Annotated in this window: 18 protein-coding genes; 12 read left to right on the top strand and 6 right to left on the bottom strand. The window is 30.4% G+C overall.

What is annotated here, in order from left to right; translation table 11 throughout:
* Positions 1-73: 73 nt before the first annotated feature.
* The 5 genes from BK011_02510 (at position 74) to BK011_02490 (ending at position 5,628) form a co-directional block, all read left to right on the top strand.
* On the top strand, positions 74-1,321 hold the full coding sequence (locus tag BK011_02510) for a hypothetical protein (protein ID AUD64605.1): 1,248 nt from the start codon (positions 74-76) through the stop codon (positions 1,319-1,321).
* A gap of 103 nt (positions 1,322-1,424) precedes the next feature.
* A complete protein-coding gene (locus BK011_02505; GenBank protein AUD66122.1) occupies positions 1,425-2,333 on the top strand; it encodes a hypothetical protein in 909 nt (302 codons plus the stop codon).
* A complete protein-coding gene (locus BK011_02500; protein ID AUD64604.1) occupies positions 2,330-3,361 on the top strand; it encodes a hypothetical protein in 1,032 nt (343 codons plus the stop codon). The genes BK011_02505 and BK011_02500 overlap by 4 nt, the downstream gene beginning before the upstream one ends.
* Before the next feature lie 14 nt (positions 3,362-3,375).
* Complete coding sequence (locus BK011_02495; GenBank protein AUD64603.1) at positions 3,376-4,458, top strand: sugar ABC transporter ATP-binding protein; 1,083 nt, start codon at positions 3,376-3,378, stop codon at positions 4,456-4,458.
* Positions 4,459-4,521: 63 nt separating this feature from the next.
* Positions 4,522-5,628: a hypothetical protein gene (locus BK011_02490; GenBank protein AUD64602.1), complete on the top strand. Its 1,107-nt coding sequence runs from the start codon at positions 4,522-4,524 to the stop codon at positions 5,626-5,628.
* An 812-nt stretch (positions 5,629-6,440) separates the two neighbouring features.
* Here the strand turns inward: BK011_02490 and BK011_02485 are convergent.
* A complete protein-coding gene (locus tag BK011_02485; protein ID AUD64601.1) occupies positions 6,441-7,019 on the bottom strand; it encodes a hypothetical protein in 579 nt (192 codons plus the stop codon).
* A 908-nt stretch (positions 7,020-7,927) separates the two neighbouring features.
* On the opposite strand from BK011_02485, the gene BK011_02480 reads away from it, so the two are divergent.
* Both BK011_02480 and BK011_02475 read left to right on the top strand, forming a co-directional pair.
* Complete coding sequence (locus BK011_02480) at positions 7,928-8,362, top strand: hypothetical protein (protein AUD64600.1); 435 nt, start codon at positions 7,928-7,930, stop codon at positions 8,360-8,362.
* Entirely contained in the window at positions 8,355-8,735 is a 381-nt protein-coding gene (locus BK011_02475; protein ID AUD64599.1) for a hypothetical protein, read from the top strand. Before BK011_02480 ends, BK011_02475 begins: the two co-directional genes overlap by 8 nt.
* A 26-nt stretch (positions 8,736-8,761) precedes the next feature.
* On the opposite strand, the gene BK011_02470 is transcribed toward BK011_02475, so the two are convergent.
* Together BK011_02470 and BK011_02465 are read right to left on the bottom strand one after the other, a co-directional pair.
* Positions 8,762-9,748, bottom strand: coding sequence for a hypothetical protein (locus tag BK011_02470; GenBank protein ID AUD64598.1), 987 nt, complete (start codon positions 9,746-9,748; stop codon positions 8,762-8,764).
* Entirely contained in the window at positions 9,745-10,770 is a 1,026-nt protein-coding gene (locus tag BK011_02465; GenBank protein AUD64597.1) for a hypothetical protein, read from the bottom strand. The genes BK011_02470 and BK011_02465 overlap by 4 nt, the downstream gene beginning before the upstream one ends.
* A gap of 186 nt (positions 10,771-10,956) precedes the next feature.
* On the opposite strand from BK011_02465, the gene BK011_02460 reads away from it, so the two are divergent.
* On the top strand, positions 10,957-12,861 hold the full coding sequence (locus BK011_02460) for a hypothetical protein (GenBank protein ID AUD64596.1): 1,905 nt from the start codon (positions 10,957-10,959) through the stop codon (positions 12,859-12,861).
* Here BK011_02460 and BK011_02455 read toward each other — a convergent pair.
* The 3 genes from BK011_02455 to BK011_02445 all read right to left on the bottom strand — a co-directional run bounded on the left by BK011_02455 (position 12,853) and on the right by BK011_02445 (position 17,094).
* Positions 12,853-14,484 carry a hypothetical protein gene (locus tag BK011_02455; protein ID AUD64595.1) on the bottom strand — a complete coding sequence of 544 codons (1,632 nt, stop codon included), beginning with the start codon at positions 14,482-14,484 and terminating at the stop codon, positions 12,853-12,855. The two genes, BK011_02460 and BK011_02455, sit on opposite strands and share 9 nt — an antisense overlap.
* On the bottom strand, positions 14,471-16,168 hold the full coding sequence (locus tag BK011_02450; GenBank protein AUD64594.1) for a hypothetical protein: 1,698 nt from the start codon (positions 16,166-16,168) through the stop codon (positions 14,471-14,473). Before BK011_02450 ends, BK011_02455 begins: the two co-directional genes overlap by 14 nt.
* Before the next feature lie 218 nt (positions 16,169-16,386).
* Positions 16,387-17,094, bottom strand: coding sequence for a hypothetical protein (locus BK011_02445; GenBank protein AUD64593.1), 708 nt, complete (start codon positions 17,092-17,094; stop codon positions 16,387-16,389).
* A gap of 740 nt (positions 17,095-17,834) precedes the next feature.
* Here BK011_02445 and BK011_02440 point away from each other — a divergent pair.
* The 4 genes from BK011_02440 (at position 17,835) to BK011_02425 (ending at position 19,590) form a co-directional block, all read left to right on the top strand.
* Entirely contained in the window at positions 17,835-18,077 is a 243-nt protein-coding gene (locus BK011_02440) for a hypothetical protein (GenBank protein ID AUD64592.1), read from the top strand.
* Entirely contained in the window at positions 18,070-18,348 is a 279-nt protein-coding gene (locus BK011_02435; protein AUD64591.1) for a hypothetical protein, read from the top strand. The genes BK011_02440 and BK011_02435 overlap by 8 nt, the downstream gene beginning before the upstream one ends.
* A 37-nt stretch (positions 18,349-18,385) precedes the next feature.
* Positions 18,386-18,706, top strand: coding sequence for a hypothetical protein (locus BK011_02430; protein ID AUD64590.1), 321 nt, complete (start codon positions 18,386-18,388; stop codon positions 18,704-18,706).
* A gap of 65 nt (positions 18,707-18,771) precedes the next feature.
* Positions 18,772-19,590: a hypothetical protein gene (locus BK011_02425; protein AUD64589.1), complete on the top strand. Its 819-nt coding sequence runs from the start codon at positions 18,772-18,774 to the stop codon at positions 19,588-19,590.
* The last annotated feature ends 216 nt before the right edge of the window (positions 19,591-19,806 follow it).

The raw sequence follows: 19,806 nt of genomic DNA, 5'->3' as shown, positions 1-19,806 counted from the left end.
TTTTTAATAACATATAAAAAACGCTTTCACAATGATATAATGTGAACATAAATAAAAAGAGGAGTGAAGAAAGATGAAAAAAATATTAGCTTTTTTAATGATTATTACAGCATCAATAGTATTAATTGGTTGTAATAACGAAGAAGTAGAATTAGTGATTTTAAGTGATTTTGGTCGTGAGGTAATTGAGAAAGAAACTTACAGAACTGAAATATTTGATGCGTTCGAAGAAGAACATAATGTTAAGATCAGCTTTGAAACACTTGCACAAGCTGAAGATACTTTCAACAAGATAGATACAGAACAAAAAGCAGAAAATTATACAGTAGATCTTTTGATTTCTCACTACGGTACAATGTCTGACTATATCTCAGAAGGATATATGCAAGAAGTTGACGATCTAGAAGATGAAATGGATGATAGAACATTCCTACAAACATTTAATGGATCAACAAATAGTGATGGCAATCGTTATTTCTTCCCTATTAATTCAGATGTATATTTATCATATGCTAGAAAAGAAGCATTTGATACACTACCTACTGGATTAACTAAAGATGAAATATTAGCTGGTGATTATACATGGGCAGACTTTATTGCTTGGGCAGATGAAATTGGTGACCATAGTGTTCATATTAAAGGTCAAGCAACTTCAATGTTATTATATGAAGTTGGCGGTATGGCATTATCAAATGGTGGTGCATTCCCAGTTTTAAACGATACTGGTAACTTAAAAGCATGGCAAGATATTATTGCTTTATATGAAGATGGTAGTATTGCTCCAGAAAGCTTAACAAGCAATGTTTCTAATGAACATATGGTTAATGCGGAAAGTGGTGTTAAACTAGCGTTTGAATTAATGGCTCCACTTGCAACAGCAGTAAGTCAATCTCCTGCAGCATTTGAAATTTTCCCAGGGCCACAAGGTACATCAGGTAAAGCTGGTTCAATTATTGGTGGACACGGTATTGGTATCGTTAATAATGCACCAAACCAAGAATTAGCTGAAGAATTTATCAAATGGTTTACAGCTCCTGAACAAATCGTACATGCAGCTTTAGGTACAATTCCAACAATTGAAGAAGCATCAGAAGCATTAGGAAATGATCCTGAAGACGAAGTGATTAGACAAGGTTTACAAACAGTTGCTAATGCAAATGTTGAAGGACTACAAATGATTTCATCATATACTTCATGGTCAGAAGTTAAAGGCGTTTATGATACAGTATTTACTGGCATTATGAATGGTACAATAACTAATGCAAATATTGAAGCTACTTTAGATGATCAACAAGATGAATTGGAAGACTTATTAGCTTAATTATAGCCTTCTCCATAAAAGTACAAGAAGGATATTCCTTCTTGTATTTTTTTTAAAAAAAATGTAAGATGAAAGAAAAAGAGGTGAGAAAATGGTAGAACAGATGGATTTAAAGCCGAAAAAGAATATTTTTAAATCTCCATATATGCTTTTATTACCGGCTTTATTGTTTTATTTAATGTTTTGGTTTTTCCCTGTCATGCTATCGTTAATCCAAAGTTTTACTGCTAAATATGGCGGTTTCTCATTAGATAACTATAGAATGATGTTTGATGATCCGCTCTTTTTGGAAGCCTTAACGAATACATTAGTATTTGCAGTGATATCACTGATTTTGCAATTTTTTATTGCACTTGGTGTTGCACTATTAGTTAATAGGAATTTCAAGGGTTCTAAACTATTTTTATTTGTGATGTTAATTCCTATGGCACTACCTCAATCAGCTGTTGGTATTTTATGGAATACTGGACTGATTCAAGTAGGATGGATTAACTCATTATTTGAAGTTTTTGGACTTCAATCATTACTTGAAGGATTAAGTGTTATTGACGGTAGAATCATCTGGAAAGATGTTTCTGGGATGCAAGCAGTATTTCTAATCATATTGATTGATACATGGACAGTTATGCCTTCTGTGATGATTATCATATTAGCGGGTCTTCAAAACTTTAATAAAGAATTTAAGGAAGCTGCACAAGTCTTTGGTGCAACTAAATTTCAGGCTTTAAAAGATATCGTTATTCCAATTATTAAGCCATCTTTAATTACAGCACTTTTACTAAGATTAATTGCTGGTGTTCAAGTATGGCTCATTAGTGTTATGATCTTTGGATTTGAACGCATACCTTTCTTGCTAGAAAGAATCGTCTTTTATTCAGACAAAGTAAGAACAGGTGAATTTAGCTATCAATTAGCTGTTGCTTATAGTGTGTTTACATTAGCACTTGTGTTTATCGTTGCATTTGGTTTTATCAAACTTACTAAAGGTAAAGATTGGAGGAATCAAACATGAACACGAGCATTGTTAAATCGACGTTATTTTATATGTTTATTGTAGGTATTATGTTAGTTGTTTTAATTCCTCTTAGCTATTTAGTGACCATTTCTTTTAGTAATTCTGTTGAACTAAGTGAGTTTCCAAAAAGTATGCTTCCTTCATTTAGAGAAGAACTTATTGTAGATTGGGATGAGGAAGAAGAGTATTACTTAGTCAGTAGAGAAAATGCAAGTGGGACTATCGTAGATTTGTATGCATCAAGTAATTTTGAACGTATCAGCGATTATTTTAGAGATTATTTAAATTTAAGAGTCGATCCAGAAGAGTTAGAAGCTGATTTTATTGAAACCAGAAATGATGGTACAGTGATAGAAGTTGTTTATCGGAAATCAATTTTTAATAATTTTCAAAAGTTCTTCAGTGTTTTTCCAGGTGCAGATAGTGCACTTATCAATAGTATTAAAGCTGCACTTTATACCATCATCATTTCAATGAGTTTTGGTGGGGCCATCGGTTATGCACTTGCTAGAACTCCAATTAAAGGTAAAGATGCAATTTCATTAGGCTCTCTCATTGTTAGAATGTTTCCTGTAGTTTCTATTAGTGTTCCAATGGCTGTATTACTTATTCGTTATGGTATGTTTGATACGATGTTAGGTTTGGCTATTATTTATGCCATTCCAAATATTGGTCTTACAGCATGGATTACCAGATCAATTTTTATGAGTGTTAATAAAGAGCTAGAAGAAGCAAGTTTGGTTTTTGGAGCAACTAAGAATCAAACATTTAGAAAGATTACATTGCCTTTAGTTTTACCAGCGTTCGCTGCATCTTCGATGTATGCATTTATTACAGCATGGAATGATACTGCGGTATCGTTATTATTGACTGATGAAAATGAAACGCTTGCCCTTTTAATTTATAAATCTATCGGTGGATCATCATCGATTCACTATGCGGCTAGTGGGGCAATTATATTAATTTTACCTGCATTAGCATTTACGTTTTTACTTAAAAATTATATTAATAAGATTTGGGGCTAGAAAGGAAGGTATATATGTCATATTTAAAATTTGATAAAGTTAAAAAAGTGTATAATAAGAAAGTTGTTGCTGTAAAGGAATTTAACTTAGATATAGAACAAGGTGAATTCATCGCTTTCTTAGGCCCATCGGGTTGTGGTAAAACAACAACCTTGAGAATGATTGCCGGCTTAGAATCTGTTACCGAAGGGGATATCGTTTTAGAAGGTAAATCAATCATTCAACTTGAACCTAAAGATAGAAATATTTCTATGATTTTTCAAAGCTATGCAGTATGGCCACACATGAGTGTTTACGATAATGTTGCATATGCTTTAAAATTAAAGAAGAAATCTAAAGAAGAAATCGATGAAATCGTTCAAGAAGTTGCAAAAATAGCTGATATTTCTCAATATTTGGATCGTTATCCTTCACAACTTTCAGGGGGGCAAAGACAAAGGGTTGCAGTTGCTAGAGCTATTGCAGTTAAACCTAAATTGTTCTTAATGGATGAACCACTATCTAATTTAGATGCTAAATTAAGAGTTGCGATGAGAACAGATTTAAAACGTATCCATCAAGAATTAAAATCTACATCCATATTTGTTACACATGATCAATCAGAGGCACTTAGCTTAGCTGATCGTATTGTTGTCATGAATCATGGTGTGATTGAACAAATTGGTACACCGAATGAGATTTATCATGAAAGTGCAACGATGTTTATTGCGAAGTTTATTGGATCACCTCCAGCGAACTTCTTTGAAGTTGTTGTTAAAAAAGACGATAAAGGGCTGTATTTAGAGCATCCATCATTTAAGTACTATTTAGATCGTAAAGTAACAAAGACACTTGAAAAAGAGTACTTGGATCAAAGCATCATCTTAAGTGTTAGACCAGAGAAAATCACAATTAATAAAAAAGATGCTTTATTTGAAACAAAAGCAGCAATAATTGAACCACAAGGTTCACATATTATTATTTCAGCTGATGTAAATGGTGAAGATATTAAGATTCAATCTGAAATCCTTGATATGAAAGTTGGGGAAAAGATCAACATCGGATTTGGAGATATTGTTCAGTTTTTTGATAAGAAAACCGAACGAAGAATCATTTGATAAAGATATTAAAAGACCTCTGGGTCTTTTTTTATGATACAATAATGATGAGGTGTATCGATTATGGAAATAAGTAAACGTCAAGCAGATGAAATCATAAAAAACTTAAAAAGTGTTATTAATGAAGATATCAATTTTATAAGTCCAAGTGGAACAATTATTTCTAGCTCTGATGAATCTAGAGTTGGAGATTTTCACGAAGGTGCAGTTAAAGTGGCACAAACTAAACAACCCTTGATTATCAGTAGTGATTATGATTATTTAGGTGCAAAAAAAGGCATTAATCTTCCGGTTTTTTATGATCAAAACTTGATTGCAATCGTTGGGATTACTGGAGAAGCAGGAGCGATTATTCAGTTTTCTAATGTTATTGTGAAAATGAGTGAGATTTTAATAAAAGAAAATTTTTTAAATGTGCAAAAACAATTTAAAAGAGAAAATAATAGAGTCATTATGGAATTAGTGACAAAAGGTAAATTTAATCCAGAAATATTTAAGATCAAAATGGACGAATTAGGACTTGATGCCAGCAAATATGCATATTTTTTAATTGCTGAGCTTAGCAACTTCGATATGCAAAATATTGAATTAAGTAATATGATTTATAATTCAATTGAAAAAAGAATTCATATTGATGCAATCTTAGGCAGAAGTGAATCTAAATTTATGTTGCTTTCTGAAATTCAAGATTACGAATCATTAAAAAATAAGTTCTTGGAGATTAAGAACTATGTTGAGCAAAAATACAGAGTGAAAATGACGGTTGGGATTTCAGAAAAAATAAATGGACTTAATGGTTTTTATCAAGCTTACAAACAAGCAGATATGGTTGTTGAGATTGATTCACATAAAGATAGTGGACTGATCAAACAATTTGATGGATCAAGCTTAGAATTCTTGTTTCAATCACTTGCATCACAATCAAATAAAGAATTTTCAAAGAGAGTGCTCGAACATCTAAGTGAAGAAGAAATATCAGAAATTAGTGAAATTATTCAAAACTATATTGCTCATAACGGATCAATTAATGCAGTCAGTGAAGCTTTATATATTCATAAAAATACTGTCCAGTATCGATTAAATAAAATTTTCACGATGACTGGATATAATCCAAGACAATTAAAAGATTTGATTAGCTTATATATTGCATTGGAACTACAAAAAAATTAGAAATGTACTACAAAATTAAATATAATTAGATAAAACGAATTTTATAAAAATTTGTTTTTTTAATAAGGATAAAAAAATATATCCGTAATCAACTTAAGTTTTTTATGTATTAGATATAATGAGCTTAAAGTATAAGGGTATAGGCATTAGTATAATACTCACACTACCCCATCTTTTACAACTGTCTATCCTGATGAAAGGCATGTATGTGGCTATGAAATGGCTTTGTTAAGATGTCAAAGATTCACTCTATTTCTTAATGGTTTACAATGATTTATAATGGTTTTTTCAAGAATTTTTACTAAGTTTTTAAAATTAATGATTAGGGCCTTTGACCCTTTAGTAAGGACTGTCATTGTGAGAACTGTATGTTATATACCCTTTCTATATACATTATTATGAAAACGACTAATTATGCCTAAATTATTTTTTTTCAGGTGTTGGGTCTATAATTTGATGACATTTTAAATTAATAGGAACCTACACATTTGTGACAAATATTCTCATCACAATAGAAAAAATAACAACAAGAGTATACATATGTAATTAAAATAGGTATGTTAGTTTTTAATCTATATACACATTTGTGATAAATATTATCATCACATTAGGAAAAGCATCTCAAAAAGTACACGGTTGTAATTGAACTGGTCTTATATAAATTAACTCATATGTAACGAAAACTAATATAAAAAAATATAAGAAGAATCAAAATATATACAAGCGTAATAAAAATCGGTCACTTTTTAAGTTTCCGATTTTTTTAGTGTAATGATGATAGTAATTATATGGACTCAATTTTTTAAAATCGCTTATTTCCAATCAGGAATCTTATAGATACTTCTTGTAGATAAATACCTCTCAAGAACATTATCAATACCAAAATGATCGAGTACGGTTTTTAAGAATGCAATTACATGTTTTGGATACTTCATAATTTTATGGATCTCATAAAATGCTATGTCTTCATAAAGTTTAACAGATGAATCTAAAAATTGATGAAACTGGTCTAGATCAATGTTTGCTATTTTATGAAATCCACATAGAACATCCATGAGCTGAATAATAGAAGTTGTAGTAGGATCAAAATCAAAAGGCAAGAATAAGAATCTTGCGTTACCGATTTTCTTTGATAGCTCGTCTATTCGATTTGTATAATATAGATACTCTTTAGCAATAACCTTAGATAACTTTAACCGATAATATAATCCATCACCTACTAGAGTGCCATCGTTATTGTTAGAGAAGATAAATGATTTGATTTGATATTGTCTAATATTAACGCGTTTTCCATTTCGATATCTAGGGAGATAAAAGATACCTTTTTGAAACATAATAATTAGTTCATCTTTCTGCATGCGGTTTATAATTTTAGAATAAGTCGATTCCATACAAAAATCTATAAAATATCTTTCGTAAATTTCTCTTGAATTGAATAGCTGATTCTTTGGCAGCTGCAGGATTATTTCTTTCACTTCACTTGTTATATTCACGTTGATCACGTCCTTGTCATAATATGATACCAAAATAATAGATTTTATAAAATACCCTTTATACTGAAAACGTAAAATGATATATCGTCTTGACACGTTGAAAACCAGTGATTTACAAAAACATGCATGAACAATGTGATTTAGAGAACTGTGCTTTGTTATGTTGTTGTTATGAAACCAATGTATTTTGTTATGAAAATCGTAGTGACTAAACGTCTTAATAAAGAGAAAAAAAGTCATTATTTACTTGACTTTTGCGGTGAATTATGCGTCGGCACCTTGACCTTGGACAGTGAACTGTCGATTACTATGTCATCCTTATGCAGCGCTTGACATCTATTACATCAATATTTGTAAAAACTATTAAGATGAGTGAAAAACTTGTCTTTTTTAATGTTTTTAATCCATAGGTTTCAATTCCATGCATATTTTTAAACATGATATATACTTATGAGCTAAATAGAGCCATAGTTGAAAAAATTAAAGTGAAAAATTTACTTATATATCATATACTCATTCAAGATTTTGAGTCTTATGTGGTTTGAAAGGAATGAGTGAGAACTTGTGTATATAAAAACGGTTATAATCTCTTAATTACGGTTAGCTGTCATTATTTGTTGGAATATACGATAAATGATAATGAATACGATGTTTTGACCTTGTCCCATTGCTTAGAGCAGTCTTTTCTTTACTTTTTGTAATTAATCATATGAATAGTACACTTTAGTGAGTTTCTTGGGTTGCTATTATTATCCTTTAGAGTGATATATATAGTAACCAAAAAATTATAAGGAGATTATAGACTTATGAGTAAAGAACAAAGTTTAAGAACATGGATCGAATCATTTAACAAAGGTGAATTCGACTCAAAAGATTTACAAACACAAATTAAAGCTGGTTGGTATGATTGGTTTTGTAAAGATGAAAGTCTTGTAAACAAAACAAAGCGCATGGGCAACATTGTTAAACAATTTAAAGACGGTGGAAAAGTTAATCTTGAAACAATGTATGTATGGTTCAAAAATAACTGTCCACTTGCCGGATCTTTATATGATGACTTTAGAATTGCTGATATAGAATCTGGTGATACACTATTTACCATTCAAATCAACTGTTTTAGAGAAGAAAAGCGATATACAATTTATGGTAAGAAAAACAATTTTGATACACCACTTTACAATACGGATTCAATCAAGGAGTTAGTTAATTGGTTTAATGAAGGGTGGCAGGACAATGTTTAAAGAATTTAATGCACATCCTAAAGGTATCAAGACAACTGATTGTGTGGTAAGAGCAATTACAACAGCAACTAACTCTGATTACCTAGAAGTTAAAAGAGAACTTAACCGAATGAAAAAAGAACTAGGCTTCTCAAGTTATAAAGATACACAATTCTTATATGAATACTTAAAAGGTTATCCTAGACTGATATTTAAACCAGTTAAAGGTGAACCAAGAATTAAAGGTAGTAATTTTACAAAACTACATCCTAAAGGAACATATATTCTTAAAATGGCTGGGCATATAGCAGCGTGTATTGATGGAGTCATATTTGACACATGGGATTGTAGTTATCGTTCGGTTTATACAGCATGGGTGATAAAAAAAGGATAGCCAAATTTTTAAACTATCCTATATTCTTAAAATGTTGTTAGACCTCTATAAGTCAAAATTTGATTCAAATAATCCGGATCATAATCCCAAATTTTTTTATATGTGTTTTCATTTGTTTGAATGCTAAGTAAAATGAAAATAATAATGGGTTGGTTCAAGAAATAGTTGTCTTTGTTCTTACTGTAAAAAGAGCTAATCATTTTTTTTAATGTACTATCAGATTCATACATTTTAAAATAGGTTTCATACTTATTCATTGCTATTGTTTTAATTGTTGAAAGAATTGAGATATTAAGTTTATCATTTTCAACGTAGTTTAAATTTAACTCATTTGCTATATTGCGTGTTTTTTCTAGTATGTTTTTGAACATTTTATTATTTTCTTGAATCTTGTTGTTTGTGTCTAAAAAGGTTCTATCAGTAGCTTCTAATAAAGCCATACATCGGTTAACATCTCTATAAAGATTACTTTCAGGTCTACAATATCTTGGTTTATAAAGTAAGTCGTGGGTTAGTTCAGCATAAGCATGTTGTAATAGCGTTCGAATTTGGACTTCGCATGTAATATCTGGTGTAATTGTAAAAGAATCTATTTTATAGGCTGTCAAAGGTCTAATTAGTACATGTTTAGAAGCATAATCAAATAATGAGGGATAATTTATTTGATCCATTACATAATCTCTATCGACTTCAACCCTAAAATGATCTGACTTATCTAGAATATTAAAAACTATATCTATGTCACTTTCGAGTAAAACCACAAATCTAGTTCCAACTTGATCAGTTATATCATCTAAAGGTTTTTTGTAATTTTTTCCTGGTCTATATAATGCTTTATCTATAAAACTTTCAATACTTTTAACTCTTACAATTGGAGTAACCTTTAAAAAAGTATCAGTTCCTAAACCAAAATCTTTTAGTTTTCTAATAACGTAATCTTTAATATGGTTGCCCCATAGTTCAAGTAATTTTTGACGGGAATTATATTTTTCTCTCAGTTCTAATTCTATCATTTCAATACCTCGATATCTCCTCTTATTTTAAGAGTAGTAATACAATCGTCTTTGCTAATGCTAATTAAATTACTACTAATGTCATTTATGTTTCCTGAAATTGAAATACCACTATTAAATTTAAGTTTTGGTTTAATTTGTATTTTAGATGCTATCTCAGAGTCTTTTGGGACAGATTCCTCGAAAAAGTCATTTTCTAGCATGAAGTTGATATATTCTTGGCTAGTCTCTGGATTGTCAAATGCTTGAATAGAAAAATCATGTATGCTTAAAGTATTATTAGTCCCTCTTATATATCCTAACAATATACTTAAATACCTAATTTTATCGATATAGTCGTCAAACATACTATCAATGAATATTTGTGTTAGGTTATTGAAATTTTGAATTGCGACTCCACCTTGATTTGAAAACTCGCTTCCTAAAAAGTCTTTATAGAAATACTTGGCAGCACTTGCAGTGTTTCTGAATGATAAATTTGAATCAAAGAGATAAGATTTATATGCATTATTTGAAGGGGTGAAAACTACAAGTTTGTATAATTTTTGCTCCTTCCCCAAGAAAGAAACCACAGCTTCTAAACCAATGATCTCATTCGAATCATTTTCTGTAACTGGTTGAAAACTATTGTCAAACTCAGCTTTGATTAGACAAGAAAATTTTTGATTTTCGAAACCAACTTCACCAGACATTACAAATATAGCACTGTCCTTAATTATTCTTGTATTTTGAGCATCAGCTAATAATGACACGATGATTTTAGATTTTTCTATAAATTGATTATCATCTAAATCTTTTATTTCCAATATATGGTTATAAGAACCTTCAATTTCATCATCTTTTTTAATCTCTATAGCTTTTCTTATAACATCGACAATTCTTGTAGATAGTTCTTTTTGAATTTTTTCGTTTAAAGGTACAAGTTGATTAGAAAGTACAGGAGACTTTTTCACTCCATTGTCAGGTATCTGGAAAACTTCATGAATAATCATTCTAGTTATTACTAGATTATCTAAAATCATATTACCCTCCCAAAATGGTTAATTTATAAATAATTATAATACTAAATGACTCAAAAAACAAATTATCAAAGAAATATAGTGAAAACTTAGGAATATTTTCATCAATAAAAGTAATTCCATTCTTGGCAATTTGACAAATTATAAAAATCATGATCTAATTAAACTAAAGAAATTCGGGGTGATCATGTGAAAGATTTTTGGGAGCAAACAGAGATCGATGCTGTTGATTTGATTAATGACGTAAAACAAGGTAAAGTTACAATACCTTCTTTTCAAAGAGGAGTTGTCTGGAAACCAGAACAAAGTAGACTACTTATTGATTCTATTAAAAAGGGATTTCCTTTCGGAAGTATATTAATTTATGAGGATGAAAAGAACCACACTCAGTTAATTGATGGTCTTCAACGTAGTATAACAGTTTACGATTTTATTACTAAACCTGCAGATTACTTTAATAATGATGACATAGACGAATCAGCTGTAAAAGAAATAATAAAAATTGGTGGTATAAATAATTCTATCGAAATAATTAAATCAAAGATGTATGATGAGATTACAAAATGGATTAAAAAGAACCACGAAAATATGGAATCAATGCAAGGTATGCAGTTTAGAGATTTAGCTGATGAACTCGCTAAGAATTTTGGATTTCTCATTGGAAAAGAAAAAAAAGTTGCTGAATTACTGCAACCTATGATGAAGAAATTTCAAAAATTATGTAAATCATTATCAGATACAAAAATTCCAGCATTAGTTTATAAAGGTGATTCATCAAATCTCCCTACTATATTTGAACGTATTAATAGAGAAGGCACTAAACTTAATAGATATCAGATTTATGCAGCTTCTTGGACAAACTATAAAATTAAAATTTCTGATACTAGATTGCAAGAGTTGGTATCAATTGTTGCAGATAGATATGACAAATTAGGTGGCAAGGGTAAACTGAAAGTAGATAATTATGATTCAACAGTATTTAAACGGGATGCAAAACTTAATGTTTTTGAACTGGGATATGCTTTTGGTAAATATTTATATATCAGATACTCAGACATTTTTGGAAATGATACTAAACCTAACGATATTAGCAGTTTAGGATTTAATCTGATAAATGCTTGCTTGATGAGAAAAGCTAGTGAAATGCCATACTTGAATGAGAATATTAAAAAAGTTGGTTTAGATAATGATATCAATCAGTTTTTAAATCAAATTCTTAATTCAATTGAGTTCATACAGCCTATTTTAAATCCGCTTTACGCTTTTAAAGGAAACAAAAGAACGAAAAATTTTTCACCTCCTCACGCTGAGTTACAAATAGTTTCAATTATTGCTCAAGCATATAAGATAAGATATGTTGAATACGAATTAGACGATAACAACATATTGATAAATCCGACTTATTTGATAAATCATAAAAAAATATCTTGGAAAGAAGATAGAAAATTAATAAAATCTAATCTAATAGCTTATTATGTTAGCGATATACTTAATGAGGTTTGGAAAGGTACTGGAGATAAACGATTAAATGATATATTGCTATCTCAACACGACCACTATATAAAAAATTACAATATAGCTTCATTTACAAAAGAGTTTGAGTTATGGTATGAAAAAACAAAAGACAACAGAAATGAAAGAGATAAAGTTGCTGCGCCATCTGATGCTGATAAAGTGATATTAAATATCATTTATGCCCAAGAGTTTACTGCTCAACAACATCTTGATAGTTCGAAATATGATATCGAGCATCTTTGTACTAAGAAGCTTATGAAGACACTATTAAAAGACAGACCTGGTTTAGGTCTGCCAATAAGTTCTATAGGAAATCTTTGTCTTTTGCCAGAATACAATAATCGCGCTAAACAAGACAAACTGATTTATGATGACATTAATTACTTAGGAAAATTAAATATAACTGAAATTGAAAATAAATACACATTTACAACTAAAAGTGATTTTGATTGGATTGAACATCAGTCATCTAATGATGTTTTTAAGATTTCATACATAGAATTCTTAGATAGAAGATTTGAAAAGATAAAAGAAAAAGTAATTAAGAGTTTATTTGACCATGTGGAAGATCTAGATTAGTATTATCTTCCAATTAAACAATTTAGAACGATGCATTTTACAATCACCTTCAAGCAATGGCTTTTCTGTCATTGCTTTTTTAATTTTATAAGGTGATACGATATCACCAGTTGCATTAATCACCAACACATAATTTTGCTCATCAACCTTAACAAGCTGGTTAACGAAACTTAGAAGCATATTAGGGGTTAATGACTCTAAAGGATATTCAAATGACTGAATCCTTTGTTTAAGATTTTTTGCATGTTTTAATGCATGATCATGTTTAATCTTTTCATCTTCAATATTAATGTAATCAATACTGAACTTGATAATCTCATCTTCTAGATCTTTAAGCATCGAAAGTTCAGCCGCATCTCTATGATCTTTTCTTTTTAATGTATAATATTTATCTTTATACGTTTTAATGATATAACCTAAGTCATTTAATTGTTCATCTATTTTATCAATAGATAATAATTGCTGAACACGTTTGTCAAACTTTGGCTCTAAGTCGCTAAATTTGCGTCCTAAGGCGTTTAAACTTCGTTTGAGGATATGGATAAGTGTTTTGCTCATACCTTTGGGAAAATGGGGGTTATTTAAGTAATTAGGATCAAACATATTATCGATTATATCTATATCCTTATCAAGTGGTCTATCATATGTTTTATAGCTATCTAAGTCAAAGACAAAATCACTTAATACATTTGGTATATTTGTGTTTTTGTCATAAGTTCTTTTTTCACTAATCATTAATGACTGTACTTTTTGGAAAGTGTCCTGATCAATGATAGCTTCATGATGATTTCTTATCACATATTTTGGTTTATCACCATCATTAACAATCGTTCTTTTTCCTTTTCCATCATGTTTCATATACGTTTTACCATATTCAATGGTACCAGTATATCTAATATCTCTTAAGATACTATTAATCTGTTGATAATTAGCAACTGGATGTCCTTTAGTTGATTTTAAGTCTTGTGACTGTGCGTAAGCTATAAGTTCTGACATTTCCGATCCATCAAGTTTCATTTTATATATCGTTTGAATAATAGGCACAATTTTGGGAATTGGCTTATATTGTTTGTCTTCAGTGATTTCATAGCCAAGAAGCTTATGAAGTACAACCTGTCCTTTTTGTGCACGTTTTTGAAATCCCCAACTGATATTTTGTCCCATGGATTGTGATTCTTGTTCAGCCATACCAGACATCATGGATAAAATCATATCAACGGTTGTATCTGAACTATAGATACCTTCCTTTTCAAAGTAGAACTCGACACCTAATCTTCTAGTTTCTTGGATGATTTTAAGCGAATCAACCGTATTTCTAGCAAACCTAGACAAAGATTTAACTAATACTAGATCAATATGTCCAGCTCTAATTTTTTTCAGTAACTTTTGCAAGCCATCTCTTTTCTCCATCGATCTTCCTGATTTGCCATGATCTGCATAAATACCTGCAAAGACATAATCAGGATTAAAAATAATTTCTTTGGCATAATGTTTAATTTGTAAATCAATGGATGATTGTTGCATTTCTAGTTTGGTTGAAACGCGTGCATAAGCTGCAACGCGTTTCAATCTTGTTTGTGCATATTTAACACTGTTTTTTTCTATAACTTTAATTTCCTTCATGAATGGTTACCTCGTAGTATATATTTTCTTTTGTTATGTAATCAAAATATGTGCCTTCTAAAACAGAAGGTGTTTTCTTTATAGTATCAATTTGTAAATGCAGATCATCTATGGTTGAGAATGTATCATCAATGACGTATCTTACATGATGTTTACCCATCATAAGCACTAAACCAAAGAAGCTTTTAATGATGCTTAAATCTTGAAAATTCGTTTGTATAAATGATTCTAATGCATAATAGCGTCTACGCATGAGATGCTCTTTCTTGATTTGATTGGTTAGGTTCTCTATGTTAAGCTCTGTGTCTTTTAGATTCTGCTCTAATCGCTTAAATTCTTTTTTATATTCTAAATCTGTCATATTACTGTGAAGTTGATTTTTAGAAAGTGCTTTGATTTGATTACCAATTTCAACATATTCGTGTTTGAGTGCTTTTAATGGTTCGTGTGAATTGGTTTGTTCTAATGTTTCTTTCATATAATCCATTATTGATTTTTGCATATCTTTGGTTTGTGTGAGTCTTTCAATGACATGAAGTGTTGCACGTTCTATCAATGGTTCATGTATGGATGGATTATCAAAGTTATGAGGATTATTTCTAGAGGTATGACATTTAAGCATACTCTTTTTAAATGTTGTGCCTGAGTTATGCATCTTTGAATTATAGATACGATGGCATCTAGAACAGTAAACCAATCCTTTCATGGGTTTATGTGCAAGATGCTTAAATCTTTCTTTTGAATCTTCAGATAGAATCACATCTCTTGCATGTATCATGGTTTGAACGATATCAAAGGTTTCACGGTCAATGATGGGTTCATGTGCATTTTTAATATAATATTTTGTCGCATGACCATCATTGATGACTGCTTGATGCGTTAGATAATCAATAGTTACAGTTTTTTGAAGCATTAAATCGCCTGCATATTTTTCATTCATTAAGATTTCTTTAACGGTATCTGAATACCAGTTCACACGACCGAGTCCATTTTTAATTTTTTCATCCGTTAAATGTCTAGCAAGACTTGTAATACTCATCCCATTTAAATATTTATGAAAGATGTATTTAACGGTTTTAGCTTGTTCCTCGTTAATGATCAAGGTGCCTTCTCTATCTTTGTCATAGCCCAAGAAACGATTGGTATTCATGATGAGCTTACCTTGCTCAAATCGTTTTTGAATACCCCACTTGGTGTTTTCACTAATCGATCTTGATTCTTCTTGAGCCATGGATGACATGACTGTTAGAATAAAGTCTATCTTTGGATCAAGAGAAGATAAATTTTCTTTCTCAAAAAAAATTTCAACATTGATATTTCTTAGGGTTTGTATGACTGTAAGAATATCAATGGTATTTCTTGAAAATCTTGAAATGGACTTTGTTAAGATTAAATCAATATGTCCATCTTCAGCTGCTTGAATCATACTTAAGAATCCTGGGCGTTTGCTCATCATCGTTCCTGTGATGCCTTCATCACAGTACATCCCTGCAAACTCCCATTCATCATTTTTATTAATTCTTTGTGTAAACTCTTCAATTTGTGCTTGATAACTGTGAAGCTGATCTGTTTCATCAGTAGATACTCTAGCGTAAGCAGCTACTTTTTTCTTTCTAATCACTTGATTCGTGATAAAGTCTTTAAACTTAGGTTTTGGTTCAATAATTTCTACAATTTGTCTCATGGTGAAGACCTCCTATTTCTTTTTATTAGTGAGCATATTACCTAGTTACTTTCTTTATAGCAAGTCTTTTTGGCTATACTAATGGGTCAAAAGCAGTATAAAAAAAGAAAGTGAACAATATCCATCCACTAGGGATAGGTCTTGTCCACTTTCTTTGTCTTCACCGCTATCAGTATATAACGGTTATTTGGTTATCACAACCAACAGTTGTTGGTATTTTAATAAAAAAATGCACCTTCTGTTTTTTTCATCTGACGATCATAGATCACTTTAACAACAATGCCTTCAACCATCTCTTTAAAGTATTTTTCAGCTATGTGAGCAACTTGTCCCTTATAGAAGTATTGAACAATTCTTGGCGTAACACTGTTTTCTATAACTTTAGCTTTTGTGAAATGTTTTCTTGTCGTAACTATGCCATCAACAATATCGGGTATAGAAATGAAATAATAATTATATTCAGTGGTTAAATTAAATTTAAAGCCGCCTGTTTTCCTGTAGATGATTCTTGTAAACTTAGGAAGTCCTGTATCAACATCATCTACATATAGAATCACATGAGTCATAATATATTTAGAATGAAAGATATTCTTTTTAAGATCAAATGTATCTTCTAAACGATCTATAGGGTATACATTGAGTAGTTCATTATAGCCATTTAACTCATAATATTCACTTTTTTCTTTTTTACTTGTTGGAATATATACTTGTAACAATTCAGCAAGCGTGCAATGATATATCTCAGCTAAAGCAATCAGTACAGACATAGGCATGTCACTGGTTCCGTTTTCGTAATTATAAAGTGTTTGTTTGTTAATATAGATTTTATGAAACTTAAGTTCTTCAATGACTTGAGGTACAGTTAATCTATTTAATTCTCTTTCGTATTTTCCAATCGCATAATACTTTTTTTCTTTGTAGGGCATGGTGAAGTTCCTCTTATTTTCTTAAATTATCAAAACATATTGTATCATAAGCAATCGATTTTACTTAGAAAATATTTTATGTTTTTGATCAAGGGGTTTACAGTTTCTAAAAATAGCTAGAAATTATCTATAAAATTGAATAAATTGGAAAAAGCGGTTAAACCAATAGGCATCCTTAGTCATATCATGTCCTCAGTAGGAAAATTGATACCACATTTTTGATGTTTTTAACATATGTTTACAAAAATAATGCTATTAGTTCATAAACAAATCTAGGATCATTTATGAAATTTCTTTATTATTAAGTAATTATCTTAAATGATTTTTTGCTTGTTAGAATAGTAGTAGGCCAAACGTTTATGGCTAGTTAGTAAAGCAGAAGTTTTCACCCTTTACTTATCCGTTTAACAAACATACTATATGATGTCTTCTACCGTCCTTGTTCTTCACCAAAAGCTATAAGGTCTTGTCTATGAAGTACATCTTACATACCGTGTTCAATAAATGTGTTTGCTTATGTCTTTATATAAGTGACGATAGGTTTGAGATGGCGTAAACATTCTAATCTTTAATTAACTAGTTGATGAACAATCGACTTTTTTGCATTTCATGAAATCAAGAATTTAGCAGTATGAGTAGGTCTTTAACTATTAAAGACAAAGAAAAAGAAAAAGGAGAAAGAAAAAAAGATAAATTGATAAATTTAGATAAAAGCGCGTGCGCGCCAGCTTTATAAAACTATGAAAAGATCTTATTTAAAAATGCGTAGAAAAGCATTACATAAAACATTAGAAGATATCGCTTATGATATTGGGGTTAGTTATAACTATTTATTAAATATTGAAAATGGACATCAAGGCGATAAAGCATCATTTATCTTAATGGTTAAGATTGCTAAAGCATATCAAATGGATATTGGTGAGTTTTATCATCAAGAATGTTTATATCAAAAAGAAAAGGGCGTGTTAAAAGATTATGATTAAATATCATCCATTAGAAGAAGCAAAAGATGCTTATTTAGAAGACCTAGATTTAAAAAGAAAAAGTGTTAAAGATTATGAATTACTCATTAATCGATATATTGATTATCTTAAAAGACATAACATCAAATATGCTAAAAGATCTGATGTGATCAAATATCGAGATTCAATGAGAGATGAAGGCTTAAAAGCAACCACCATTCAAAAACAAATGGTGGTGATCAAAAGTTGCACTGCCACGAAAAAGTGGGACACATTCCCCCTCCCTTTCTAAGAATAATGTAGTATAATAACACGAAGGAGTTGATAATGTGGTAAATCAGTACAGTTTAGACTTTAAACTTAAAATAGTAAAGATGATATTGAATGAAAATATATCGAAACATCAAATAGAACGAACATATAGTGTAGCTAGGAAAACACAAAGAGAGTGGGTACGTAAGTATCAAGCAGAAGGTATTAGTGGACTAGTAAGTAAACGTAAAATAAAAGATCAAATACCATCCAATCAAGAACCCGAATCAGTAGAATCACTAAAGCATGAAATCTTAATGCTTAAAGTTGAAATTGAAAGACTAAAAAGAGGGTATTCAAGTGAAGAAGCAAAATATGTAAAAAAAAACAGATCTTGAATTATGAGTATACTTTAGTTCATAAATTTAGAATCAAGTATTACATAAAAGATCTATGTGAATACATGGGAATCACAAGAAGCGGATATTATAGATGGCTAAGAAGAAAAGAGAATAAAACAGAGCGACAAGAAACAAAGGAAACACTAAAAATGTTAGTTAAGAATTATCATTCAATCCATCCAGAATGCGGATATAGAGCAATTAGGAAAATGATACTTAATGAAACTGGATGGATTGTATCATTCTATTCAGCATATCAAGCATTTAGAGAAATGGGAATTTACTCTAGAGCGCGTAGAAAAGCATTTAGAAGACCAAAAGGAGTATCGGATAAGTTTCCTAATATAATCAATGGTGATTGGAGTACTACAAGACCATTTGAGAAAGTGTGTAGTGACACAACAATGCTTAAACATGATGGAAAGAAATACGATTTAAACTTGCATATTGATGTATTCAACAATGAGATAGTTGGATATGATTTAGCAAACTATCATCACGGAAATGGCGTGATGAATCACTTAAGAAGTTTGTATAAATTCTTGCGTATCAAAGAGGAACGAGGATACGGTGAAGAACATACTATCTTACATAGTGATCAAGGAAGAGTTTATTCTTCAGTTAAGTTCGAAAAAGCACATAAAGACTATCCGATTACTCGTTCTATGTCACGTGCAGGAACACCTACAGATAATCCAGTAATTGAATCACTAATAGGTTGGATTAAAGGGGACTTAAAACAATACATGAAACTTCATGATTTCTCAGATATACATACAGCTATAGAATTATATGTTCATTACTTTAATAATCATCGATTAGCATATCGTCTTGATTACATAACACCAGTTGAATATAGAATGATTAATGGATTTACTTAAACACTAAATAATGATAAAATAATAGCAACAAAGGAAAGTTGCATGTCGCTATTTTTATATCTAGGTAGGTACCTATGTGTCCTAGAAAATCATAGCAGTGCAGTCTTCTAGGGTACCGTGTAGCGGGACGGACAATTTACTCGGAACCACTTTTTTGAAAATCTAAGAAAGTGATTTGAAATAAATGTTCGTTTTTATAACAAAAAATGTTATTTG

The sequence above is a fragment of the Tenericutes bacterium MZ-XQ genome, from assembly GCA_002838205.1.
Lineage (GTDB): Bacteria > Bacillota_I > Bacilli_A > Acholeplasmatales > Acholeplasmataceae > Mariniplasma.
Note: the sequence above shows the minus strand (reverse complement) of the source record. Positions and strands in the feature narration are given on the sequence as shown.